This is a genomic window from Cupriavidus sp. FW305-27 (assembly GCF_058787995.1).
The window spans coordinates 60,402-78,441 of record NZ_JBYTAG010000001.1 but is presented as its reverse complement, the minus strand read 5'-3'; the positions used below and the strand labels follow the sequence as shown (position 1 = coordinate 78,441).

Genomic DNA, 18,040 nt, shown 5'->3' with positions numbered 1-18,040 from the left:
TCAGGCAAGGCTGGCGCCAAGCGCCTGCTCAAGGCGATGAGCCATGCCGAGCACGCGGGCATCGGCATGGCGCGGCCCCGTCACGGTCACGCCAACCGGCATGCCGGTGGCGCCGGTGCCCGTCGGCACATGGACGCATGGGGTGCCCAGCAGCGACCACATGCGGCAGAAAATCGGATCGCCGGTGGCGCCAAGGCCAGCAGGCGCTTCGCCTTCGGCGCTCGGGGCCAGCACGACGTCGAATCCTGCCATCGCCGTGTTGAACGCCGTGCGGGCCGCTTCCGCGTATGCCAGCGCGACATGGAAGCGCTGGCCGGTGACGGCGCGGCCCGCTTCGAGCTGGCGCGCGAAAGCCGCGCTGAAGTCTTCTGCGTGCTCGCGTGCTTCCGGCGCGAATGCGGCGAGTGCCTCGAATGCCATGATGTCCAGTTGGGCTTCAGTCAGCCCGTGGCAAGCCTGCGGCAGGTTGAAGTCGCGCACCGTGCCACCGATGCGTTCGAGCGCACGGATCGCGGTGTCCAGTGCGGCTTGTGTATCGGCACCAGCACGTTCCCAATGCGGCGTGCGGCAAATGCCGATGCGCAGCGGCGCGTGGCGTAGCGTCGACGCGTCCGCTAGCGCGGCATCGCGCGCCAGGGTGCCGATGAAGAAGGCCGCGTCGTCCACGCGGCGGGCCAGCACGCCCACCGTATCCAGGCTTGGTGCCAGCGGCTTGATACCGGCCAGCGGCAGTGTGCCATGCGTGGGCTTGTAGCCCACCACGCCGCAATAGGCGGCCGGCCGCACAATCGATCCCGCGGTCTGTGTGCCGAAGGCCAGCGGCACCATGCCTGCGGCGACGGCGGCGGCCGATCCGCTCGACGAGCCGCCGGGGGTGCGGGGCCTGTCCGCCGGCGCGCGCGGGTTGCGGGTCGGCCCCGGCTGAAACGTGGCGAATTCGGTGGTGACGGTCTTGCCGACCACGACCGCGCCCGCCGATCGGGCCAGTGCCACCGCCGCCGCATCCACGCCCGGCCGATGTCCGGCGTATATCGGCGAACCATAAGTGGTCGGCATGTCGGCTGTATCCATCAGGTCCTTGGCGCCAAGCGGGACGCCCGGCAACGCGCCTGACGCGCCGCCGGCATCCAGCCGCCGCGCCTGCGCCACGGCGGTGTCGCCACCCACGTGCTGCCAGGCCAGAATGCCTGCGTCTTGCGCCGCAATGCGGGCCAGTGCCGCACGGACCACCGCTTCGGCGCTCAGTTCGCGCCGCGACACCATCGCCGCCAGCGTGCGGACCGGAAGATCGAGGAAGTCGTCCATCGCATGTTCTCCGGATCAGCCGAAATAGGCTGCGCGAACCTCATCGTTCTCGCGCAGCGCCTGCGCGGTGCCCTGGGCCACGACACGGCCCTGGGTCAGCACATAGCCCTGGTGTGAGATGGCCAGCGTCTGGCGCGCGTTCTGTTCCACCAGCAGCACCGTCATGCCCAGTTCGTTGATCTGCTGGATGACCTTGAAGTTTTCCTTCACATAGAGCGGCGACAGGCCCAGCGACGGCTCGTCGATGACCAGCAGCCGCGGCTGCGCCATCAGTCCGCGCCCGATCGACACCATCGCCTGTTCGCCGCCGGACATGGTGCCGGCGAGCTGGCCCGCGCGCTCGCGCAGCCGGGGGAAGATCGTGTACACGCGCTCGATGCGCTCGCGCACCCTGGCCGGGTCCGCCTCAAGGAATGCGCCCAGCGCAAGGTTTTCGGCCACCGTCATGCGCGGGAACACCTTGCGGCCTTCGGGAATGCAGGAGATGCCGCGTGCGATGATGTTGTGGGTCTTCTCGCCCGCGATGTCCGTGCCGTCCCACAGGATGCGTCCCTGGCGCGGCGGTGTCAGGCCCAGGATCGAACGGATCAGCGTGCTCTTGCCGGCGCCGTTGGCGCCAAGGATGCATGTGATCTTGCCCGGCGGCACCTCGATCGAGACATCGTGCAGGACGTTGACCCTGTCGTAGCCCGTGGTCAGCCCTTCCACGCGCAGTGTGCTGTCGCTCATGCGGCTTCCTCCCCCAGATAGGCGGTCTGCACGTCGGGATCGGCGGTAATCTCGGCGTAGGTTCCCTCGGCAATCTTCTTGCCGTAGTTCAGCACGATGCAGCGGTCGGTGATGCGCTCGATCACGTTCATTTCGTGCTCGATCAGCACCACCGACAGGTCCTGCAGCTTGCCGCGCACCTGCAGGATGTCGTCCATCAGTTCATGGGTCTCGTCATGCGTCATGCCCGCCGAAGGCTCGTCGAGCAGCAGCAGGCGGGGGCGGCTCATCAGGGCCCGGCACACCTCGATGCGGCGGCGGTCGATCATCGTGAACGTTTCCACCGGCTCGAACAGCCGCGCCACCAGTGGCGGGCTGAAGATGCCCAGCAGCTCGCGCACCGACTCCACGTAGCGTTCGTACTCGGCGCGGAACGCCTTGCGCCGGAACAGGTTGAAGACCAGCCCGTGACGCATGTTCTGGTAATCGCCGATCACGATGTTGTCGAACACCGTCAGCGGCAGCGACAAGCGCGAACGCTGGAACGTCCGCGCCACGCCGCTGCGGTAGATCTGCTGTGGCGTCTTGCCGATGACGTTGTTGCCGTCATAGGTAATGGTTCCGGCGCTTGCCTTGTACAGCCCCGTCAGCACGTTGAAGAACGTGGTCTTGCCGGAGCCGTTGGGGCCCAGCAGGCCCAGGATCTCGCCACGGCGGATCTCGAGCTGGAGGTTGTCCAGCGCGGTCAGGCCGCCAAAGCGCATGGTCAGGTCGCGCACCTGGATCATTGCGTCGCTCATTGCGCATCCTCCCGGGGAAAGAACAGGCGGGTCTTGCGCGGCATCAGGCCGTCCGGGCGGAACAGCAGGATGGCGATCACCAGCGCCGCGTAGAACAGGAAGCGGTATTCCTGGATGAACTGCAGCTTTTCGGGCAGCACCAGCACGATAATGGCCGCCGGCACCAGGCCCACCACGTTGCCGAGGCCGCCCAGGATCACGATCGACAGCATCAGCAGCGAGTCGGCGAAGGTGAAGTTGTTGGGCGCCACGAACGCAGTGACCATGCCGTAGACACTGCCGGCGATGCCGGCAAAGAAGTTGCCGAGCATGAACGCAATCACCTTCCACCGGGCGATGTGCAGGCCGAACGCGGCGGCGGCGGTCTCGTCGGTGCGCACCACGTCCATCGCCAGGCCTACCCACGAGCGCTCCAGCGCCTTGACCACGGCAAACGTGCCCGCACAGATCAGCAGGCTCAGCAGCGCATAGCTGGCGTAGAACGACACGTCCACGCCGAACAGTGTCACGCCCTCATTGAACGCGAAGCCGAACAGCGTCATCCCGGGCACCTGCAGGCCCTGCGGCCCGCCCAGCACGTCGTTGACCTCAAGGAAGGTCTTGAACAGGATGCCGAACGCGATGGTCACCAGCGCCGCATAGTGGCCGCGCGTGCGCAGCACGGGCGCAACCAGCACCGAGCCGATCACGGCCGCCGCCAGGCCAGACAGCACGATCACCAGCACGTGAGGAATGCCCGTGTGCGTGGCCAGCACGGCCGTGGTGTAGGCGCCGATGCCAAAGAACGCCGCGCCCGCGAAATTGGACACGCCGGAAAACCCGAACTGGACTGTCAGCCCCAGGCAGGCGGTGGTGTAAAGCAGCACGGCACACAGCATCAGCAGGACGAAATGGCTCTCGTGGAACAGCGCGACCAGCGCCAGCGTGCCGGCCAGCGTCCATAGCCTGGACTGCCCTGGCCGCCGCGATGCTGCCTGCTCCACGGCCTGCGTCAGGCCCAGCCGGCCCGCCGCGAACACCGCGGCCCCGGCCAGCGCCAGCAGCACGGCTACCGCCAGTTGCGATTCCGCATGCAGGAAGAAGTAGAGATAAGCCACCAGGGCGATGGCCGAGATGGCCAGCACCATGGCCGGGCGCCGCTGGGGGCCCTCGGCCGTGGCGGCGGAGGCCGCCGGCAGCGGCTTCGAGACGTTGTCAGACACGTTCACTGGCTTTCTCCGCGATGAGTCCGGTCGGCTTCCAGGCCATCAGCACGATGACCACGGCAAAGGCGAATACGTCCTTGTAGGCGCTCGGGATGTCGGGCACCAGGGCCGGCAACATGGCACTGCCCAGTACCTGCAGCGCCGCAAACAGGAAGCCGCCGAGGATGGCACCGTAGATATTGCCTAGCCCGCCAAGGATGGCAGCGGCAAAGCCGATCACCCCCAACAGCAGCCCGACGTTGAAGTTGATCTCGTTGTAGTAGAGGCCGTTCATCACGCCCGCCAGTGCCGCCATGGCGGACCCCAGCGCAAACGTGACCAGTACCACCACCTCGAAGTTGATGCCCATCAGCCGGGCCGTTTCGCCATCCTGGGCCACGGCACGAATGGCCATGCCAAAGCGCGTGCGGGTGATCAGCAGATGCACGCCGAGGATGATGGCCACGCCGGCGGCCAGCAGGATCAGGTTGTCCGCGCGGATGGAGAGCGCGCCGATGGTGAACTCGCCAGCGGGCAGCAGCGCGGGAAATGGCTTCGGGTTCGAGCCGTCCGGGTAGAACAGCCGGACCGCCTCACGCAGCACCGTGCCCAGCATCAGCGTGGCCAGCAATGTGTTCAGCGGCGGCGCACGGCGCAGCGGCAGGATCAGGACGCGGGCGATGCCGGCGCCCAGCAGGCCGGTCACCGTCACCGCGCACACCACGATGGCCAGCAGCTGCAGCCACGGGGAATCCACATGCATCGCCACCACGCCGGCTGATGCCGCCAGCCCGGCAAACGCACCCACCATCAGCACATCGCCATGAGAAAACTTGATCACGTCGAGCACGCCGAAGAACAGCGTGAAGCCTACCGCCACCATTGCGTAGATCATCCCGAGCATCAGCCCGTTAAAGACGTACTGCCCTAATACACTCATCGGTATCCCCCGAATTCCGGATGCCCAGGCGGGCGCGGGGCCGGGCGGGGGCAGGATTGCCCCGAACCCGGCCGCCATGCTTACAGGCCGGTCAGCTTCTTCTTGCCCTTGCCGTAGGTGCTGTCTTCCCAGATCACCCACTTGCCGTCTTCCACCACATACTTGGTGATCAGCGGCACCACGTTCTGGCCGTGGTCGTCGAAGGTGACCTTGCCGATGATGGTGTTCACGTCCCTGGTGCCGTTCAGCACATCACGCACCTTCTTGCGGTCCGGGCCCACCTTTTCCACGGCGTCGATGATCAGGTTGGCCGCGGCAAACGCAAACGGGCCGTACGCTTCCGGCGGTTCACCGTATTTCTGCTGCGTGTAGCGTTCCATGAAGAACTGGCCGCCCGCCAGCTTCTCTACCGGCGCGCCTTCGATGAACGCCAGCGAACCCTCCGACAGCGATTTGCCCACGCCTTCGATATAGGCATCGGACTTGATGCCCGACGTGCCCTCGAACTGAGCCTTGATGCCGAGCTTGTCCATCTGCGTGCGGATGCGCACGCCCAGCGGCGTGAGGCCGCCGAAATACACCACGTCGGGCTTCAGTTCGCGGATCTTAGTCAGCTCCGTGGTGAAATCTTGCTGATCGGCTGTCACGCCGAACGTGCCGACGATGGTGCCGCCGTCCTTCTTCAGGAACTCGCTGAAATACTTGTTGTGGCCCTTGCCATAGTCGGTGGTGTCATGGATGATCGCCCACTTCTTGTAGCCCAGCCCGGTCATGAATTTGGCCGCCACTTCGCTCTGGTTGATCATCGTGCCGTTGACGCGATGGATCTCCTTGAACTTGTTGCCATAGGTGACCTCGGGCAGCACGGCGCCCCACACCACGGCGGGCATGCCGAAGCGGCTGTAGACGCCCACTGTGCCCATGGCCACGGCAGAGCAGAAGTGCGTCACGCCGGCAACGATGGACTTGTCCGCCGCGATCTTGGTCGCCACCTGCACGCCGACGTTCGGCCGGCACTCGTCGTCCTGCACCACCAGTTCATAGGTGTACCTGGCCTTCGGGTCCGCATTGCGCAAGCGCACGGCCAGGTCCGCGGAATTGCGTCCGCCCAGGCCGATCGACGACACGCCACCGGTCAGCGGACCGACAAAGGCAATCTTGACGACATCCTTGGCCTGCGCCGGTGCTGCCGTCAGGACCATTCCGGTCGCTGCGGCTGCGATGGCGGCGGCTACTGCAGTGTGTTTCTTGCGCACTCTCTTCCCCCCTGGGTTGCATGGACAATTGGACGGACCGCTGCGCGGCGTCACCGACCCGAACCGATGCAAGGCGCGTGTGGACGCCCGGGAAAGCTCTTGGAAAGCTGCCTGCACCATATTCAAGTCACTTGAATACTATGCAACAGACATGCCAACGTTCAACGAGCGAAAACCCGTAGCTTTGAATGGGCGCTGGGGAAATGAGGGGGAGCCCGTGCTCAATCCGGGCGCATGGGTGCACGGTTGCGGTGCGCCGCAGAGCAAAACAAGGGACGAAGCATTGCTGGGACGTAGGTGTTGCTTAGCGCATTTTTCGTCCCATCTCGTTAGACATCCCACAGATACAGCTAGTGGTAGCTATCTTGATATCCATCGCATGACGGTATATCTTTTGGTATCTATCAAAGGAAATATCGTGAGCACCACTGCCAAGATCTTCACCACCGGCCGCAGCCAGGCGGTACGGCTGCCGCAGGAATTCCGCTTCGCCGAGCGCGAGGTATATATTCGCCGTGACCCGTCCACCGGTGACGTGATCCTGTCGCGCCGGCCGGAGAGTTGGGACGGCTTTTTGGCTGCCATCAAGGACAGCGCCGTGCCGGAAGACTTTATGGCCGACCGCGCGCAGGGCGAGCAAGCCAGGGATCCGCTGGCGGGTCTCGAATGACGCGCTACATGCTCGACACCAATATCGTGAGCCTTCTGTTGCGGGCACATCCGGCAGTCGTGGCACGCGTGACGGCAGCGCCGATGGTGGCGCTGTGCCTGTCAGCCATCACCGGTGCGGAACTGATGTACGGGCTGGCCAAGCGTCCCGGCGCAGCGCGCCTCGCGCGCGCGGTCGACGAGTTGCTGCGCAGGGTCGAGGTATTGCCCTGGACCCCTTCAGTGATGGCCGGCTATGGTGAAACCCGCGCTGCGCTGGAATCCCAAGGACAGCCGGTGGGGGCACTGGACCTGCTGATCGCCGCGCACGCGCTGGAGACTGGCGCGGTGCTGGTGACCAATGACCAGGCATTCCGGCGCGTCCCTGGCCTGGTGGTGGAGGACTGGACGGTTCCGACCGGAAATTGATCGCAGCAATCTGAAAGATTGGCCAACTGCGCGTCTGGCCGACACCCGGCATCGGCCAGTCCTGCGGCAACCGCCGTGCGCTACTGGTCTGCCTTGGCCCCCGAGCGCCGCACGATTTCCGCCCATTTTTTGCCTTCGGAAGCGTTGTAGCGGGCAAAGTCGCCAGGTGAGGAGCCGACCGGCTCGGCGCCCATGTCGGCATATTGCTGGCGCACATCGGGCCGCTTCAGCGCGCCGGCCGCATGCGCGGCCAGCTTTTCCACGACCGGGGCCGGCGTGCCGCGCGGCGCCCACAGCCCATACCAGGTGCTGATGTCGAAGCCGGGCAGGCCGGACTCGGCGACGGTGGGCACGTTTGGCAGCGCGCTCGCGCGCCGCGCGGTGGTCACGGCAACGGCACGCAGCTTGCCGGACTTGATGAAGGGCATCGCCGACGGCATGGAATCAAACATCAGCTGGATCTGGCCGCCCATCAGGTCCGTCAGCGCCGGCGCGCTGCCCTTGTACGGCACATGCTGCATCGGCACCTTTGCCGCCAGCTTGAACGATTCGCCGGCCAGGTGCTGGGCCGAGGCATTGCCCGCCGAGCCGAAGTTGAGCGCACCGCCCTGGCTATTTGCGTAGGCGATCAGGTCCTGCACTGTCTTCACCGGCGAGGCGTTGTTGACCACCAGCACCAGCGGCACGTCGGCCAGCTGCGTGATCGGCACGAAGTCCTTGAAGGAGTCATAGCGCATCTTCGGCTGAATGCTGGGGTTGATCACATGCAGCGAGGCATTGGCCAGGATGGTGTAGCCGTCGGCGGGAGCGCGCGCCACGGCTTCGGCGCCGATCATGCCGCTGGCGCCGGGTTTGTTGTCGACCACCACGCTCTGGCCCAGGCTCTCGCCCATCTTGACCGCGACCACGCGCGCGAGCAGGTCGGTGGGCCCGCCGGCGGGGTAGGGCAGCACCATGCGCACGGGATGCTGCGGGAAGTCCTGCGCGACGGCGGCAGCCGGCAGCGCGGCCGCGGCTGCCGCCAGCATCAGTGCCGCGCGCAGCCGCGGCCAAGCCGGAAGTCGTTTCTGGTATCGGTTGTTCACGTCTCTGTCTCCTTGATTTTTATGGCTACCTTGCCCACCACCTGGCGGGATTCCAGCGCGGCCAGGGCGTCGTCCAGGCCGGTGATCGGATAGACCGCGGATACGGTCGGCTCCAGCTTGCCCCGCGCGGCCCAATCGAACAGCGTCGCCATGACCTCCTGCAGCGCCGTTGCATGCTCGGCCCGCTCGTTGGCGGGCGTCCAGCCGATGTAGCGGCCAAAGAAGAACCCGTGCAGCGTGAGGTTCTTGACCAGCAGCAGGTTGACCGGGGCCTGCGGGATGGTGCCGCTGGCAAAGCCGATGCTGAGGATGCGCGCGTTCGCCGCCGCCGCACGCAGGGCCTGGTTGAACAGGTCGCCGCCGACCGGGTCCACCACTACGTCCGCGCCACGGCCGTGCGTCAGCGCCTTGACCGATGCCGCCAGGTCCGCCGGGGCCAGCGCGTGCGTGGCGCCGCGCCGCAGCGCGTCGGCACGCTTGGCCTCGGTGCTGGCGCAGGCGATGACGGTGGCGCCGAGCTGGCGCGCAATTTCCACGGCAGCCAGGCCGACACCGGCCCCGGCGCCAAGCACCAGCACCGTGTCATTCGGGCGCAGCGCGCAGCGCCACACCAGCCCGCAATACGCCGTGCCATAGGAAATCGGGATCGGCAGCGCGGCCTTTGACGGCAGCGCATCCGGGACGCGGTAGACGGTGTACTCGGGCACGGTGACCTGTTCGGCAAAGCAGCCCCAGTCCGCGATCGCCACCACCCGGTCGCCGGGACGCAGCCGCGTGCACGCGTCACCGCAGGCCACCACGCGGCCGACCGCTTCGGTACCGGGCACGAAGGGCAACGGGGGCCGGCGCTGGTACTGGCCGGCGATCATCAGGCCGGTTGCGTGGCTGACGCTGGCGTACTCGACGGCAATCGTGACCGCATGCGGGTCGGCCAGCACCGGTTCCGGGATGGCCTGCAGCGCCACGTCCTGCACGCCGCCGAACTGCTTGCAGACAAGCGCCTTCATTGCACACCTGCCTTGGCCGCGGGGGCCGTCGCCTGTCGCACCACACCCTGCTGCAGCCATGCGTCGATGGCCTGCTGGCCGAAGCCGGCCTCGCGCAGGACCTGCACGGTATGTTCGCCGTTGGCCGGCGCCGGGGCGGCATCCCGGCGCATGTCGCGCGCCGGGATGCCGGCGAAGGGCAGCGGTCCGAGCCCCGGCTGCGCGATCGTCTGGAAGGTCTGCCGGTATGCCGCCTGCGGGTGCGCCAGCACGTCGTCATAGCTGCGCACCGGGGCATGCAGCACGTCGTGCCGGCTGAGGATGTCTTGCCATTGCGCGGTCGTGCGCGTGGCGATCTGCTCGGCCACCTGCTGGTTCAGCAGCGCGGCGTGGGCCATGCGCGCGGCATTGTCGGCAAAGCGCGGGTCTTCCAGCCAGCCGGTGCGGTCCAGCGCATGGCATAGCTTGGCGAACTGCGCGTTGTTCAGCGCCAGCAGCGTCACGCTGCCGTCGCTGCTGGCATAGACGCCATTGGGCGCGCTCACCGGGCCGGCGGCCGTCGGGCCACCGATGGCATGCTCGAGCAGGTTGTTGGCCTGCAGCGCACAGCAGGCATCGAACAGGTTCAGCTCGACATGGCCGCCGAGCCCGCTGCGAAAACGCCGGCACAGCGCCGCGGCGCAGGCCTGGGCGGCATAGAGGCCGGTGGCGGCGTCGGCGAGCAGCATGCCGATGCGGCGCGCGCCACCGTCGGCGCCACGGTTGGCGAACATCAGCCCGGAGTCGGCCTGCATCACCGAGTCCGAAGCCGGATAGTCGGCATAGGGACCATCCGGGCCATAGCCGCTGATCGACACATAGATCAGCGCTGGCCGCTGCGCGGCCAGCGCCGCATAGCCCACGCCCAGCCGTTCCGCCACTTGAGGGCGGAAGTTCTGCACGACGATGTCCGCCTGCAGCGCAAGGCCGAGCAGCACCTCCTTGCCGGCGTCAGTGGTGGCGTCGATGCAGGCGCTGCGCTTGCCGGCGTTATAGGCGATCGCCAGCGCGCTGGTATCGCCGCGCACGACCCCGACCTTGCGGCCCCAGTCGCCCGCGGGCGGCTCGACCTTGACGATTCCAGCGCCTTGCTGCCACAGGATGTGCGCGCAATACGGGCCGGCAATGCCCTGGCTGATGTCGAGCACGCGCAGGCCGGCGAAAGGCAGGTCGGTGTCGGACAGGTCGGAAGCGGGCAGTGCGGACATGGCGTTCGAAAGGTGGGTAAGCAGGAGGTTTATGCTAGGGTTGGCTTCCTGCCAGGACAATCCCTCGATTTGTGCCTACGGTGTTGACTCATGATTGACAATAATTTCGATCTCAACCTGGTGCGGCTGTTCGTGACCATGGTCGAGTCGCGCACGCTGACCGCCGCCGCGGAGCGCAGCGGCATGACCCGCTCCAACGTATCGCGCCGCCTGAAATTACTGGAGCAGCACCTGGGCGCCCAGTTGATGCGCCGCACCACGCGCCATGTCGAACTGACCGAGGCGGGCCAGTTGCTGTACGCGCATGGCTTGCGCATGCTGGACGAACTGCAGTCGGCCAATACCTCGATCGACAGCCTTGGCCAGGTGGTGCGCGGCGACGTGCGTATTCGCCTGCCCACGGGACTGGGTCATCTCTACCTGACCCCATTGCTGCTGGAATTCGCGCGCAACTACCCGCAGATTTCGCTGCGCGTCGTCATCAACGACAACATTGGCGACCTGATCCCGGCCGAGGTCGACGTGGCGCTGAAGATCACCTCGCAGCCGCCCGATGACCACGTGGCGAGGCGCATCTGCGATGTCGGCTGGTGCCTGTGCGCGTCGGCCTCGTTCCTGGACAGCCACGGGCCGATCCGGACCGTGGCCGACCTGGAGCGCTGCGACATGATTGCCCCGGCATCGCTGGGGCGCCGCTTTACGCTGAAGGTATGGCTGGCGGGCACGCCGATGACGCTGCGCGTGTCGCCCCGGATCCAGTCAGGCGACTATCCGTTCCTGTTCGAGTCGGTGATGGGCGGGCTGGGCGTGGCGCTGCTGCCGCGCTATGCGGTCTGGCGGCAACTGCAGTCCGGACAGATGCGCGAGGTGCTGGCCGAGTGCGAAGCCGAAGGCGTGGGCGACAGTGTCTACATGCTGACCGCGCCAAACCGCTATCCCACGCTGGCAACGCGAACGCTGATGGACTTTATCCGCCTGCACCTGGAGCGGCAGGCAGAGAACTGGGGGCGCCGCAACCTGCCTGCGGCAACGGCCAATGAAAGCCGTGCCGCCCCGGCGTCCTGACCGATGGGGCGGCATGGCGGGCACAGCGATTACTTCTCCTGCATCCTGGCGGCCTTGACAATCTCGCCCAGCCGCTTGCGCTCCGCCTCGACAAACTTCACGAAGTCCGCACGCGTGCCGCCGACCGGTTCGATGCCCACGGCCTTCAGCTTGGCGGCGGCGGCCGGGTCCTTCATGGCCTTGTCCACCGCGGCGGCCACCTTGTCCAGGATGGCGTCGGGCGTCCCCTTGGGGGCATGGACGCCGGCCCAATGCGCGATCTGCAGGTCCGGGAAACCTTGCTCCACCGCGGTGGAAAGCTGCGGGTAGGCCGAGATGCGCTGCGTCCAGGTGGTGGCGAGCGCCTTGAACTTGCCATCGTGCAGGATATGCGGAAGGGCGATGATGCTGGCCTCGGAGGTTCCTTCCACCTGGCCGCCCAGCACTGCCGTAGTGCTTTCCGACCCGCTCTTGTAGGGCACCGGCTGCAGCTTTGCGCCGTACTTCACATTCAGGATCTCCGCCACGAAGTGCGGGGTGCTGCCGGTCCCCGCGGTCGCGAAGTTGAAACCGTTCCCCTTCTTTGACGCCTCGACGAAGTCGCGCAGATCCTTGTAGGGCGCGTTCTTCGGCACCACGATGACCGAAGGCGCAAGGCCGATCATGGCCACGGGAACCAGCGCGTCATCCTTGAACGGCATTGACTTCTTGATCATGCTGTTGGAGATGACGCCGGCTGCGCTGATCAGGAAGGTATAGCCATCCGGCGCGCTCTTGGCCACGATGTCGGCGCCCACGGTGCCGCCCGCGCCGGGCCGGTTCTCGATCAGCACGGTCTGGCCCAGCGCCTTGGTTGCGCCCTCGGCCGCGGCGCGCGCCATCAGGTCATTGGCGCCGCCGGCGGCAAAGGGCACGACAAAGCGAATCGTCTTTGCCGGCCACTGTTCTTGTGCGCAAGCCGGGGCCGCCGCGATGAGGGCTGCCGTTGCCAACAGGCCCAGGGTGAATCGGTTTTTAATGGTCAAGGCATGTCTCCGTTCTTGGGTAGGGATATGAGCGCCGGCGGCGGGCGCCGGCTATGGCGCCGTCACTCACCTGCGCCATCGGCGGCAGATCTGCGATTCCCGCCCTGCCTGCCATGACGCGATTATCCCATTCGACCAATACTGTCGGAGCTTGCGCTTCTCATATCAAGCAAGCGGCAATGGCGCAGGGCCAGGCGTGGTTCAGGTTCTCAGCAGACTGCAGACTTCGCCATGGCCTGGCCGTGCTTGCGCCGGCCCGTCGGCGCCCTGTTGCTATTCGGCGCCCAGCCCGCGACGCGCACGCCGCGAGTAGTAGGCAAAGGTGGCTTCGAATCGCTTTTGGGTGCTGACCCAGCGCTGCGCTTCGCAGCCCAGATCGTGCGGGATCGGCTGGATCGGGCCCGCCGCCATGGCCAGCAGTTGCAGCCGGGCGGCACGCTCGAACATCACACCCAGTACGCAGGCTTCTTCCACCGTGGCACCGGCCACCAGCAGGCCGTGGTGGGACAACAGGATGGCCTTCTTGTCACCAAGGGCTCCCGAGATGATTTCTCCCTCTTCATTGCCGACAGGAATGCCAGGCCATTTCTCAAGGAACGCGCACTGGTCGTAGAGCACGCACGTGTCCATATGCGAAATGACCAGCGGCACCTCCAGCATCGCCAGCGCCGAGGCGTGCGGCGCGTGCGAATGGACAATGCAGTTCAGGTCCGGACGCGCACGGTAGAGCCAGGAATGGAAGCGGTTGGCCGGGTTCGGCATGCCGCTGCCTTCGAGGACTTCCAGGTCTTCGTTGACGAGCAGCAGGTTGTCGGACGTGATTTCGTCGAAGCCCAGACCCAGGCGCTGGGTCCAGTAGGTGCCAGGCTGTTCTGCGCGCGCGGTGATCTGGCCTGAGAGGCCGGAGTCGTGCCCGAAGGCGAACAGGATCCGGCAGGTTTCGGCTACTGCCTCGCGCAGCGGCATTTTCTGCGTGCGCAGTTCCATCTGGATTTTCTGGAGCGAGGCGGCGACGATTTCGCTCTTGCTCAGTTGCATGGTGCTGGCCATGGGATTTTCCTTTCGTTGTGCTGGAGAAGCGGAGCTTTCAGTCCGCGTTACCTGGTCTTGTTGTCAGCCTTGAGCAAGGCCGACCAGCGCTGGTCTTCTTCTTTGATCAGCTTGCGGAATTGTTCGGGCGACGATGACATCGGTTCAGTGCCCTGTGCCATCAGCGTGGCCTTGAACTTGGGGTTCGATACCACGCCGGCAATGGCTGTGTTGAGCTTCTTCACGATGGCGGCATCAAGGCCGGCAGGCGCAATCAGGCCTGCCACCGAACCGGACACGATGGTCGGCAGGCCCAGTTCCGGTGTCGCCGGCACGTCCGGCGCGGTGGCCAGCCGCCGCGGATTGGCAACGGCCAACGCCCGCAGCTTGCCGGAGGCGACGAATGGCATCACCTGCGGCGTGGCCTCGAATGTCATGTTGACCTGCCCCGAGACGACGTTGGTCACCGATTCTGCGCCGCTCTTGAACGGTACGTGCAGGAATTCGGCCCGGGCCGCGTCCTGCAGCACGCGCATGCCCTGGTACGGCGAGCTGCCGACGCCTGCGGTGCCTACGCTGACGGCGCCGGGCTGGCGTTGCGCGAGCTTGATCAGTTCGGGCAGCGTCCTGGCCGGGACGTCGGCGCCGACCACCACCAGATGGGGCGTGGAACCGACGAGCGAGATATAGGTGAAGTCCTTCGCGCTATCAAAGCTGACCTTGACGTCCGTATGCGGATTGACCGCAAGGACGCCCACGGTGGCAAACATCAGTGTGTAGCCATCGGGCCGGGCACGACGTACGAAATCCGCCGCGATGTTGCCGCCCGCGCCGGGGCGGTTTTCCACGACGATCGACTGGCCAAGCTGTTCAGACAGGGCCTTGCCGGTGGCGCGTGCCACCAGGTCAGTGATGCCGCCGGCGCCGAATGGCACCACCAGCGTAATGGGACGATCCGGATAGCCGGCCGCGTGGGCAGCAGGCAAACCACTGAGGAAGAGGGTGACAAACAGGGCTGCTGCACCTGCGAGATGGGGGCGCTTGGGACTCACTTGCATGCTCCTTCGGGGGCGGGTGGGGAAACAAGTGTGTCTATAATGACACCGAAGTGTCATTTAGGCAAACCGAGTTGCCGATGTGTCGTGCCGACCTTACAATCCGAGCCGACCCATGCGCCTGTCCGGGCGCTTCTAACCAGTGACTGCGGATGATCAGGAAGCAAGAATCGGGCGCTCCGGCCGCTCTTTCGACCATCGCCGAACGGCTGGCGGCACTGCGCAAGCTCAACGGGCTGACGCTTGAGGAACTGGCGCAACGGGCATCGCTGACCAAGAGCTACCTGTCCAAGCTGGAGCGCGGCCTGTCGTCGCCGACCATCGGTACGGTGCTCAAGCTGGCCGAGGCCCTCGACGTGACCGTCGACCAGCTGATCGCCAAGCCGCAGCGCGGCAATGAGATCCTGCTGGTCAAGGCCGCGGACCGGGTTCCGTTCAGCCCGTCCGCCGAGCGCCAGGGCTATACCTACGAAGCCATTGCCACGGAGCGCGTGGACAAGGCGATGCAGCCCTTCGTCATGGTGCCGCCGTTCACGCTGGCACAAGACCAGCCAATGGCCAGCCATGCCGGCGAAGAGCTGATCTTCGTCGTATCGGGCGAGATGGAGGTGCTGTTCGATGACCGCACGGTACGGATGCGGGCTGGCGACTCGCTGTATTTCAACGCATCGATCCCGCATCGCTCGCGCTCGATTGGCAAGACCCTGGCACAGGCGCTGGTGGTAGTCAGCGACCGGAAGAGGGTGGGGTAGCGCGTGGTTTGCCACGCCATGGAATCTTCTGATCACGAGTTCGCGCTTTCACAACCGTGCAGGCAAGCGCCCCGATCCGGTGATTGCACCGGGACCGCGGACATGGCGGCCTGTGCTGAATGCCGCCCTGCCCGCGATCCGGCCCTCAGGCCTCAGGCGCGCTCGATCATGCGCAACACCGACGCGGCCAGGGCGCCATCGGCATCGCCCAGCAGGTCGACCGCGTCGAAATGATGGCCGCGCTCCTGCACCACCACCTGCACGTCAAAGCCGCATTCGCCCAGCAGCGCCTGGTATTCGCGCTGCAGCCGGTGGTACTCCGGCGACTCATCCCCGCCAACGGTCAGGATCATGGGCAATTTCACTCGTGGAACATGATGAATCGGGCTGTAGCTGGCGACATCCGCCTCGGTCAGGCCGACCACCTTGTTGAGATAGCACAGGCGGATAGGTTCGAGGTCATACAGGCCGCTGATCGCGCATCCGCCCTTGAGCACGTCAGCGGGGAGGCCGAACGACTCCCAATCGGTTCCTGCCAGCGTGGCGGTGAGATGTCCGCCGGCTGAGTGGCCGGATACATAGATGCGGTTCGCATCGAACCCCAGTTCGGCCGCATTGCCGTGGAGCCATGCCACGGCGTCGCGATTATCGCGGACGATCTCGGCCATCCCGACCTCCGGGGCGAGCCGGTAGTTCACCACGGCGACGTTGATGTCGTGCTTCAGGTACGGGGCGGCAACGTGGCTGAAGTCCGACTTGTCCAGCGATTGCCAGTAGCCGCCATGAATGAAGACGAGCAACGGACGGCTCCTGGTGGCTGCGGGAAAGAAGTCCAGCGCCTGCTTGGCGTCCAGGCCATACGCAAGGTTCTCCTTTACGGGATGGGCGCGACGGAATGCGGCGCTGGTGTTCTCCCATCCCTTGAAGATGTCCTGGAACCCGGGAATTCCCGCCCTGACGTTGTACTGCTTGTCCAGTTCTTCCTGATTGAAGTTTCGATACACTGACATTACTTTTGGCTCCAGACTGTGGGACCGATGCCTCGATTCCATTTGATCGTTGCGACGCATTTGGCGTCCGGCCAAAGATACGTATCGGCGTGTGGCTGCGCGCGCCCCTGGATGACAACGACTATCGCAAAGACGCCATGTTTGGAAAGAGCGAAAACCGGGATGACTACCAGGCGATAGACCGGCGAGTGGGCGGGATGGCGCGCAAGCTGAAGGACGGCTTCTATATCTCCGCGCATTCCCACCCGCGTGGCCAGCTGATCTACGCCTATGTGGGCGCTATCCTGGTGACCACCGATTTCGGCTCCTGGGTGGTGCCGCCTCAACGCGCGGTCTGGGTTCCGTGCAACGTCGAGCACGCCATGCAGGCCTGCGGCGATGTGGAAATGCGCACGGTCTATATTCGCGCTGATGCCATTCCTGATGAGTTGCGCAACTGTTGTGTCGTCGCTGTGCCGCCGCTGCTGCGCGAACTGATATCGGCCGCCGTGCGCATGCCGCTGGACTATGACGAAAGCGGCCGCGACGGCCTGGTGGTGCAGCTTCTGCTGCAGGAACTGCGCCCGCTTTCCGTGGTGCCGCTGCATCTGCCGATGCCCAAGGACCCTCGGCTGAGCAAGATCTGCGCAAAGATCCTCGAGGACCCTGCCGATGAGACTTCCGTGGCGGCGTGGAGCCGTTCGGTCGGCGCCAGCGAGCGCACCATCATCCGCCTGTTTCCCGAAGAAACGGGCATGACCTACAGCCGCTGGAAGCAGCAGGCCCGGCTGATGGCCGCGGTACGCCTGCTTGCCGAGGGCCGCCATGTCACGGACATCGCGCTGCAACTTGGCTATGAGAGTCCAAGTGCCTTCAGTGCCATGTTCAGGCGTGCGCTGGGCATGACGCCGACCGAATACTTCAGGGACATGGCTGGCGACTAGGCGCCAGCCGGCAGGTTGGCGTCTGCGCGACATCAACTGGCGTCGCCACGCGAATCTAAGGCTTAACCGTGCGGCACAGTCGTGGTGTCGGCGGAGGCCCGCACCGTGCTCACTTCGCCGACACTTTTTCAAGTCGAGGAGTCAGTATGTCAGTGATGGATCGTATCCAGGCTGCCGGCATTGTCTTGCCTGCCACGGAATTTCCCAAGGCGCACTATGTCCCTTACACCCTGCACCATGGTTTGCTGACGGTGTCGGGGCAGTTGCCGCTTCAGGACGGCAAGCCGGTCTTCGTCGGCAAGGTCCCGGGCGCAGTCACCGTCGAAGCGGCACAGCAGGCCGCGCGGTTGTGCCTGGCCAACCTGCTGGGTTGGGTGGCGGCAGCGACCGATGGGGATTTCGAACGAATCCGGGGCATCGTCCGCGTTGGAGGCTATGTTGCGGCGGAGCCGGGTTTCCATGATGCGCCGCTGGTGATCAATGCAGCGTCGGAATTGCTGAACCGGATCTTTGAAGAGAGAGGGCGCCATGCCCGCCTGGCGCTCGGCGTGGCGAGCCTTCCCTTCGGTGCCCCGGTGGAGATCGAGGCGACATTTGCGCTGGACGCGTAGGCG

Annotated in this window: 19 protein-coding genes; 6 read left to right on the top strand and 13 right to left on the bottom strand. The window is 65.7% G+C overall.

What is annotated here, in order from left to right; translation table 11 throughout:
* From AC3WRI_RS00360 to AC3WRI_RS00335, 6 genes are all read right to left on the bottom strand, one after another.
* Positions 1-1,305, bottom strand: coding sequence for an amidase (locus AC3WRI_RS00360; RefSeq protein ID WP_010812745.1), 1,305 nt, complete (start codon positions 1,303-1,305; stop codon positions 1-3).
* Between the two features lie 15 nt (positions 1,306-1,320).
* Positions 1,321-2,034, bottom strand: a complete 714-nt coding sequence (locus AC3WRI_RS00355) for an ABC transporter ATP-binding protein (RefSeq protein WP_010812746.1) — start codon at positions 2,032-2,034, stop codon at positions 1,321-1,323.
* Positions 2,031-2,813 carry an ABC transporter ATP-binding protein gene (locus tag AC3WRI_RS00350; protein ID WP_011617591.1) on the bottom strand — a complete coding sequence of 261 codons (783 nt, stop codon included), beginning with the start codon at positions 2,811-2,813 and terminating at the stop codon, positions 2,031-2,033. The genes AC3WRI_RS00355 and AC3WRI_RS00350 overlap by 4 nt, the downstream gene beginning before the upstream one ends.
* Positions 2,810-4,021: a branched-chain amino acid ABC transporter permease gene (locus AC3WRI_RS00345; protein ID WP_492292308.1), complete on the bottom strand. Its 1,212-nt coding sequence runs from the start codon at positions 4,019-4,021 to the stop codon at positions 2,810-2,812. Before AC3WRI_RS00345 ends, AC3WRI_RS00350 begins: the two co-directional genes overlap by 4 nt.
* Entirely contained in the window at positions 4,008-4,937 is a 930-nt protein-coding gene (locus AC3WRI_RS00340; protein WP_013953596.1) for a branched-chain amino acid ABC transporter permease, read from the bottom strand. The genes AC3WRI_RS00345 and AC3WRI_RS00340 overlap by 14 nt, the downstream gene beginning before the upstream one ends.
* A gap of 80 nt (positions 4,938-5,017) precedes the next feature.
* The gene (locus AC3WRI_RS00335) at positions 5,018-6,193 is read right to left on the bottom strand and encodes a branched-chain amino acid ABC transporter substrate-binding protein (protein ID WP_011617589.1); all 1,176 of its coding nucleotides are present in this window, start codon (positions 6,191-6,193) and stop codon (positions 5,018-5,020) included.
* Positions 6,194-6,611: 418 nt separating this feature from the next.
* On the opposite strand from AC3WRI_RS00335, the gene AC3WRI_RS00330 reads away from it, so the two are divergent.
* Entirely contained in the window at positions 6,612-6,863 is a 252-nt protein-coding gene (locus tag AC3WRI_RS00330; RefSeq protein ID WP_010812751.1) for an antitoxin, read from the top strand.
* Positions 6,860-7,270, top strand: coding sequence for a type II toxin-antitoxin system VapC family toxin (locus AC3WRI_RS00325; RefSeq protein WP_492292306.1), 411 nt, complete (start codon positions 6,860-6,862; stop codon positions 7,268-7,270). The genes AC3WRI_RS00330 and AC3WRI_RS00325 overlap by 4 nt, the downstream gene beginning before the upstream one ends.
* A gap of 80 nt (positions 7,271-7,350) precedes the next feature.
* Here AC3WRI_RS00325 and AC3WRI_RS00320 read toward each other — a convergent pair whose 3' ends face one another.
* The 3 genes from AC3WRI_RS00320 to AC3WRI_RS00310 are packed head-to-tail and all read right to left on the bottom strand — an operon-like array spanning position 7,351 to position 10,588.
* The gene (locus AC3WRI_RS00320) at positions 7,351-8,298 is read right to left on the bottom strand and encodes a tripartite tricarboxylate transporter substrate binding protein (protein ID WP_051398610.1); all 948 of its coding nucleotides are present in this window, start codon (positions 8,296-8,298) and stop codon (positions 7,351-7,353) included.
* 53 nt (positions 8,299-8,351) lie between these two features.
* The gene (locus tag AC3WRI_RS00315) at positions 8,352-9,362 is read right to left on the bottom strand and encodes an NADPH:quinone oxidoreductase family protein (protein WP_010812754.1); all 1,011 of its coding nucleotides are present in this window, start codon (positions 9,360-9,362) and stop codon (positions 8,352-8,354) included.
* Complete coding sequence (locus tag AC3WRI_RS00310; RefSeq protein WP_492292305.1) at positions 9,359-10,588, bottom strand: CaiB/BaiF CoA transferase family protein; 1,230 nt, start codon at positions 10,586-10,588, stop codon at positions 9,359-9,361. The genes AC3WRI_RS00315 and AC3WRI_RS00310 overlap by 4 nt, the downstream gene beginning before the upstream one ends.
* 90 nt (positions 10,589-10,678) lie before the next feature.
* Between AC3WRI_RS00310 and AC3WRI_RS00305 the strand changes: the two genes are divergently transcribed.
* Positions 10,679-11,653, top strand: coding sequence for a LysR family transcriptional regulator (locus tag AC3WRI_RS00305; RefSeq protein WP_010812756.1), 975 nt, complete (start codon positions 10,679-10,681; stop codon positions 11,651-11,653).
* Positions 11,654-11,682: 29 nt separating this feature from the next.
* Here the strand turns inward: AC3WRI_RS00305 and AC3WRI_RS00300 are convergent, their stop codons facing one another.
* From AC3WRI_RS00300 to AC3WRI_RS00290, 3 genes are all read right to left on the bottom strand, one after another.
* Positions 11,683-12,657 (bottom strand): tripartite tricarboxylate transporter substrate binding protein, encoded by a 975-nt coding sequence (locus tag AC3WRI_RS00300; protein ID WP_011617586.1) that lies wholly within the window; start codon positions 12,655-12,657, stop codon positions 11,683-11,685.
* A gap of 273 nt (positions 12,658-12,930) precedes the next feature.
* Positions 12,931-13,707, bottom strand: coding sequence for an aldolase (locus AC3WRI_RS00295; RefSeq protein WP_010812758.1), 777 nt, complete (start codon positions 13,705-13,707; stop codon positions 12,931-12,933).
* A 47-nt stretch (positions 13,708-13,754) separates the two neighbouring features.
* The gene (locus tag AC3WRI_RS00290) at positions 13,755-14,744 is read right to left on the bottom strand and encodes a Bug family tripartite tricarboxylate transporter substrate binding protein (protein ID WP_011617585.1); all 990 of its coding nucleotides are present in this window, start codon (positions 14,742-14,744) and stop codon (positions 13,755-13,757) included.
* Between the two features lie 149 nt (positions 14,745-14,893).
* On the opposite strand from AC3WRI_RS00290, the gene AC3WRI_RS00285 reads away from it, so the two are divergent.
* Positions 14,894-15,493 carry a helix-turn-helix domain-containing protein gene (locus tag AC3WRI_RS00285; RefSeq protein ID WP_010812760.1) on the top strand — a complete coding sequence of 200 codons (600 nt, stop codon included), beginning with the start codon at positions 14,894-14,896 and terminating at the stop codon, positions 15,491-15,493.
* A 152-nt stretch (positions 15,494-15,645) separates the two neighbouring features.
* Here the strand turns inward: AC3WRI_RS00285 and AC3WRI_RS00280 are convergent, their stop codons facing one another.
* Positions 15,646-16,503 carry an alpha/beta hydrolase gene (locus AC3WRI_RS00280; RefSeq protein ID WP_010812761.1) on the bottom strand — a complete coding sequence of 286 codons (858 nt, stop codon included), beginning with the start codon at positions 16,501-16,503 and terminating at the stop codon, positions 15,646-15,648.
* A gap of 137 nt (positions 16,504-16,640) precedes the next feature.
* On the opposite strand from AC3WRI_RS00280, the gene AC3WRI_RS00275 reads away from it, so the two are divergent.
* Together AC3WRI_RS00275 and AC3WRI_RS00270 are read left to right on the top strand one after the other, a co-directional pair.
* Positions 16,641-17,426 (top strand): AraC family transcriptional regulator, encoded by a 786-nt coding sequence (locus AC3WRI_RS00275; protein WP_492292357.1) that lies wholly within the window; start codon positions 16,641-16,643, stop codon positions 17,424-17,426.
* A 146-nt stretch (positions 17,427-17,572) separates the two neighbouring features.
* Positions 17,573-18,037: a RidA family protein gene (locus AC3WRI_RS00270; protein WP_011617582.1), complete on the top strand. Its 465-nt coding sequence runs from the start codon at positions 17,573-17,575 to the stop codon at positions 18,035-18,037.
* Positions 18,038-18,040 lie beyond the last annotated feature (3 nt).

What these genes read in the sequence shown, in the direction of transcription:
- AC3WRI_RS00360 (WP_010812745.1), bottom strand. Translation starts at nt 1,305, where the DNA reads ATGGACGACTTCCTCGATCTTCCGGTCCGCACGCTGGCGGCGATGGTG.
- AC3WRI_RS00355 (WP_010812746.1), bottom strand. Translation starts at nt 2,034, where the DNA reads ATGAGCGACAGCACACTGCGCGTGGAAGGGCTGACCACGGGCTACGAC.
- AC3WRI_RS00350 (WP_011617591.1), bottom strand. Translation starts at nt 2,813, where the DNA reads ATGAGCGACGCAATGATCCAGGTGCGCGACCTGACCATGCGCTTTGGC.
- AC3WRI_RS00340 (WP_013953596.1), bottom strand. Translation starts at nt 4,937, where the DNA reads ATGAGTGTATTAGGGCAGTACGTCTTTAACGGGCTGATGCTCGGGATG.
- AC3WRI_RS00325 (WP_492292306.1), top strand. Translation starts at nt 6,860, where the DNA reads ATGACGCGCTACATGCTCGACACCAATATCGTGAGCCTTCTGTTGCGG.
- AC3WRI_RS00320 (WP_051398610.1), bottom strand. Translation starts at nt 8,298, where the DNA reads ATGCTGGCGGCAGCCGCGGCCGCGCTGCCGGCTGCCGCCGTCGCGCAG.
- AC3WRI_RS00315 (WP_010812754.1), bottom strand. Translation starts at nt 9,362, where the DNA reads ATGAAGGCGCTTGTCTGCAAGCAGTTCGGCGGCGTGCAGGACGTGGCG.
- AC3WRI_RS00310 (WP_492292305.1), bottom strand. Translation starts at nt 10,588, where the DNA reads ATGTCCGCACTGCCCGCTTCCGACCTGTCCGACACCGACCTGCCTTTC.
- AC3WRI_RS00305 (WP_010812756.1), top strand. Translation starts at nt 10,679, where the DNA reads ATGATTGACAATAATTTCGATCTCAACCTGGTGCGGCTGTTCGTGACC.
- AC3WRI_RS00295 (WP_010812758.1), bottom strand. Translation starts at nt 13,707, where the DNA reads ATGGCCAGCACCATGCAACTGAGCAAGAGCGAAATCGTCGCCGCCTCG.
- AC3WRI_RS00290 (WP_011617585.1), bottom strand. Translation starts at nt 14,744, where the DNA reads ATGCAAGTGAGTCCCAAGCGCCCCCATCTCGCAGGTGCAGCAGCCCTG.
- AC3WRI_RS00285 (WP_010812760.1), top strand. Translation starts at nt 14,894, where the DNA reads ATGATCAGGAAGCAAGAATCGGGCGCTCCGGCCGCTCTTTCGACCATC.
- AC3WRI_RS00280 (WP_010812761.1), bottom strand. Translation starts at nt 16,503, where the DNA reads ATGTCAGTGTATCGAAACTTCAATCAGGAAGAACTGGACAAGCAGTAC.
- AC3WRI_RS00275 (WP_492292357.1), top strand. Translation starts at nt 16,641, where the DNA reads ATGTTTGGAAAGAGCGAAAACCGGGATGACTACCAGGCGATAGACCGG.
- AC3WRI_RS00270 (WP_011617582.1), top strand. Translation starts at nt 17,573, where the DNA reads ATGTCAGTGATGGATCGTATCCAGGCTGCCGGCATTGTCTTGCCTGCC.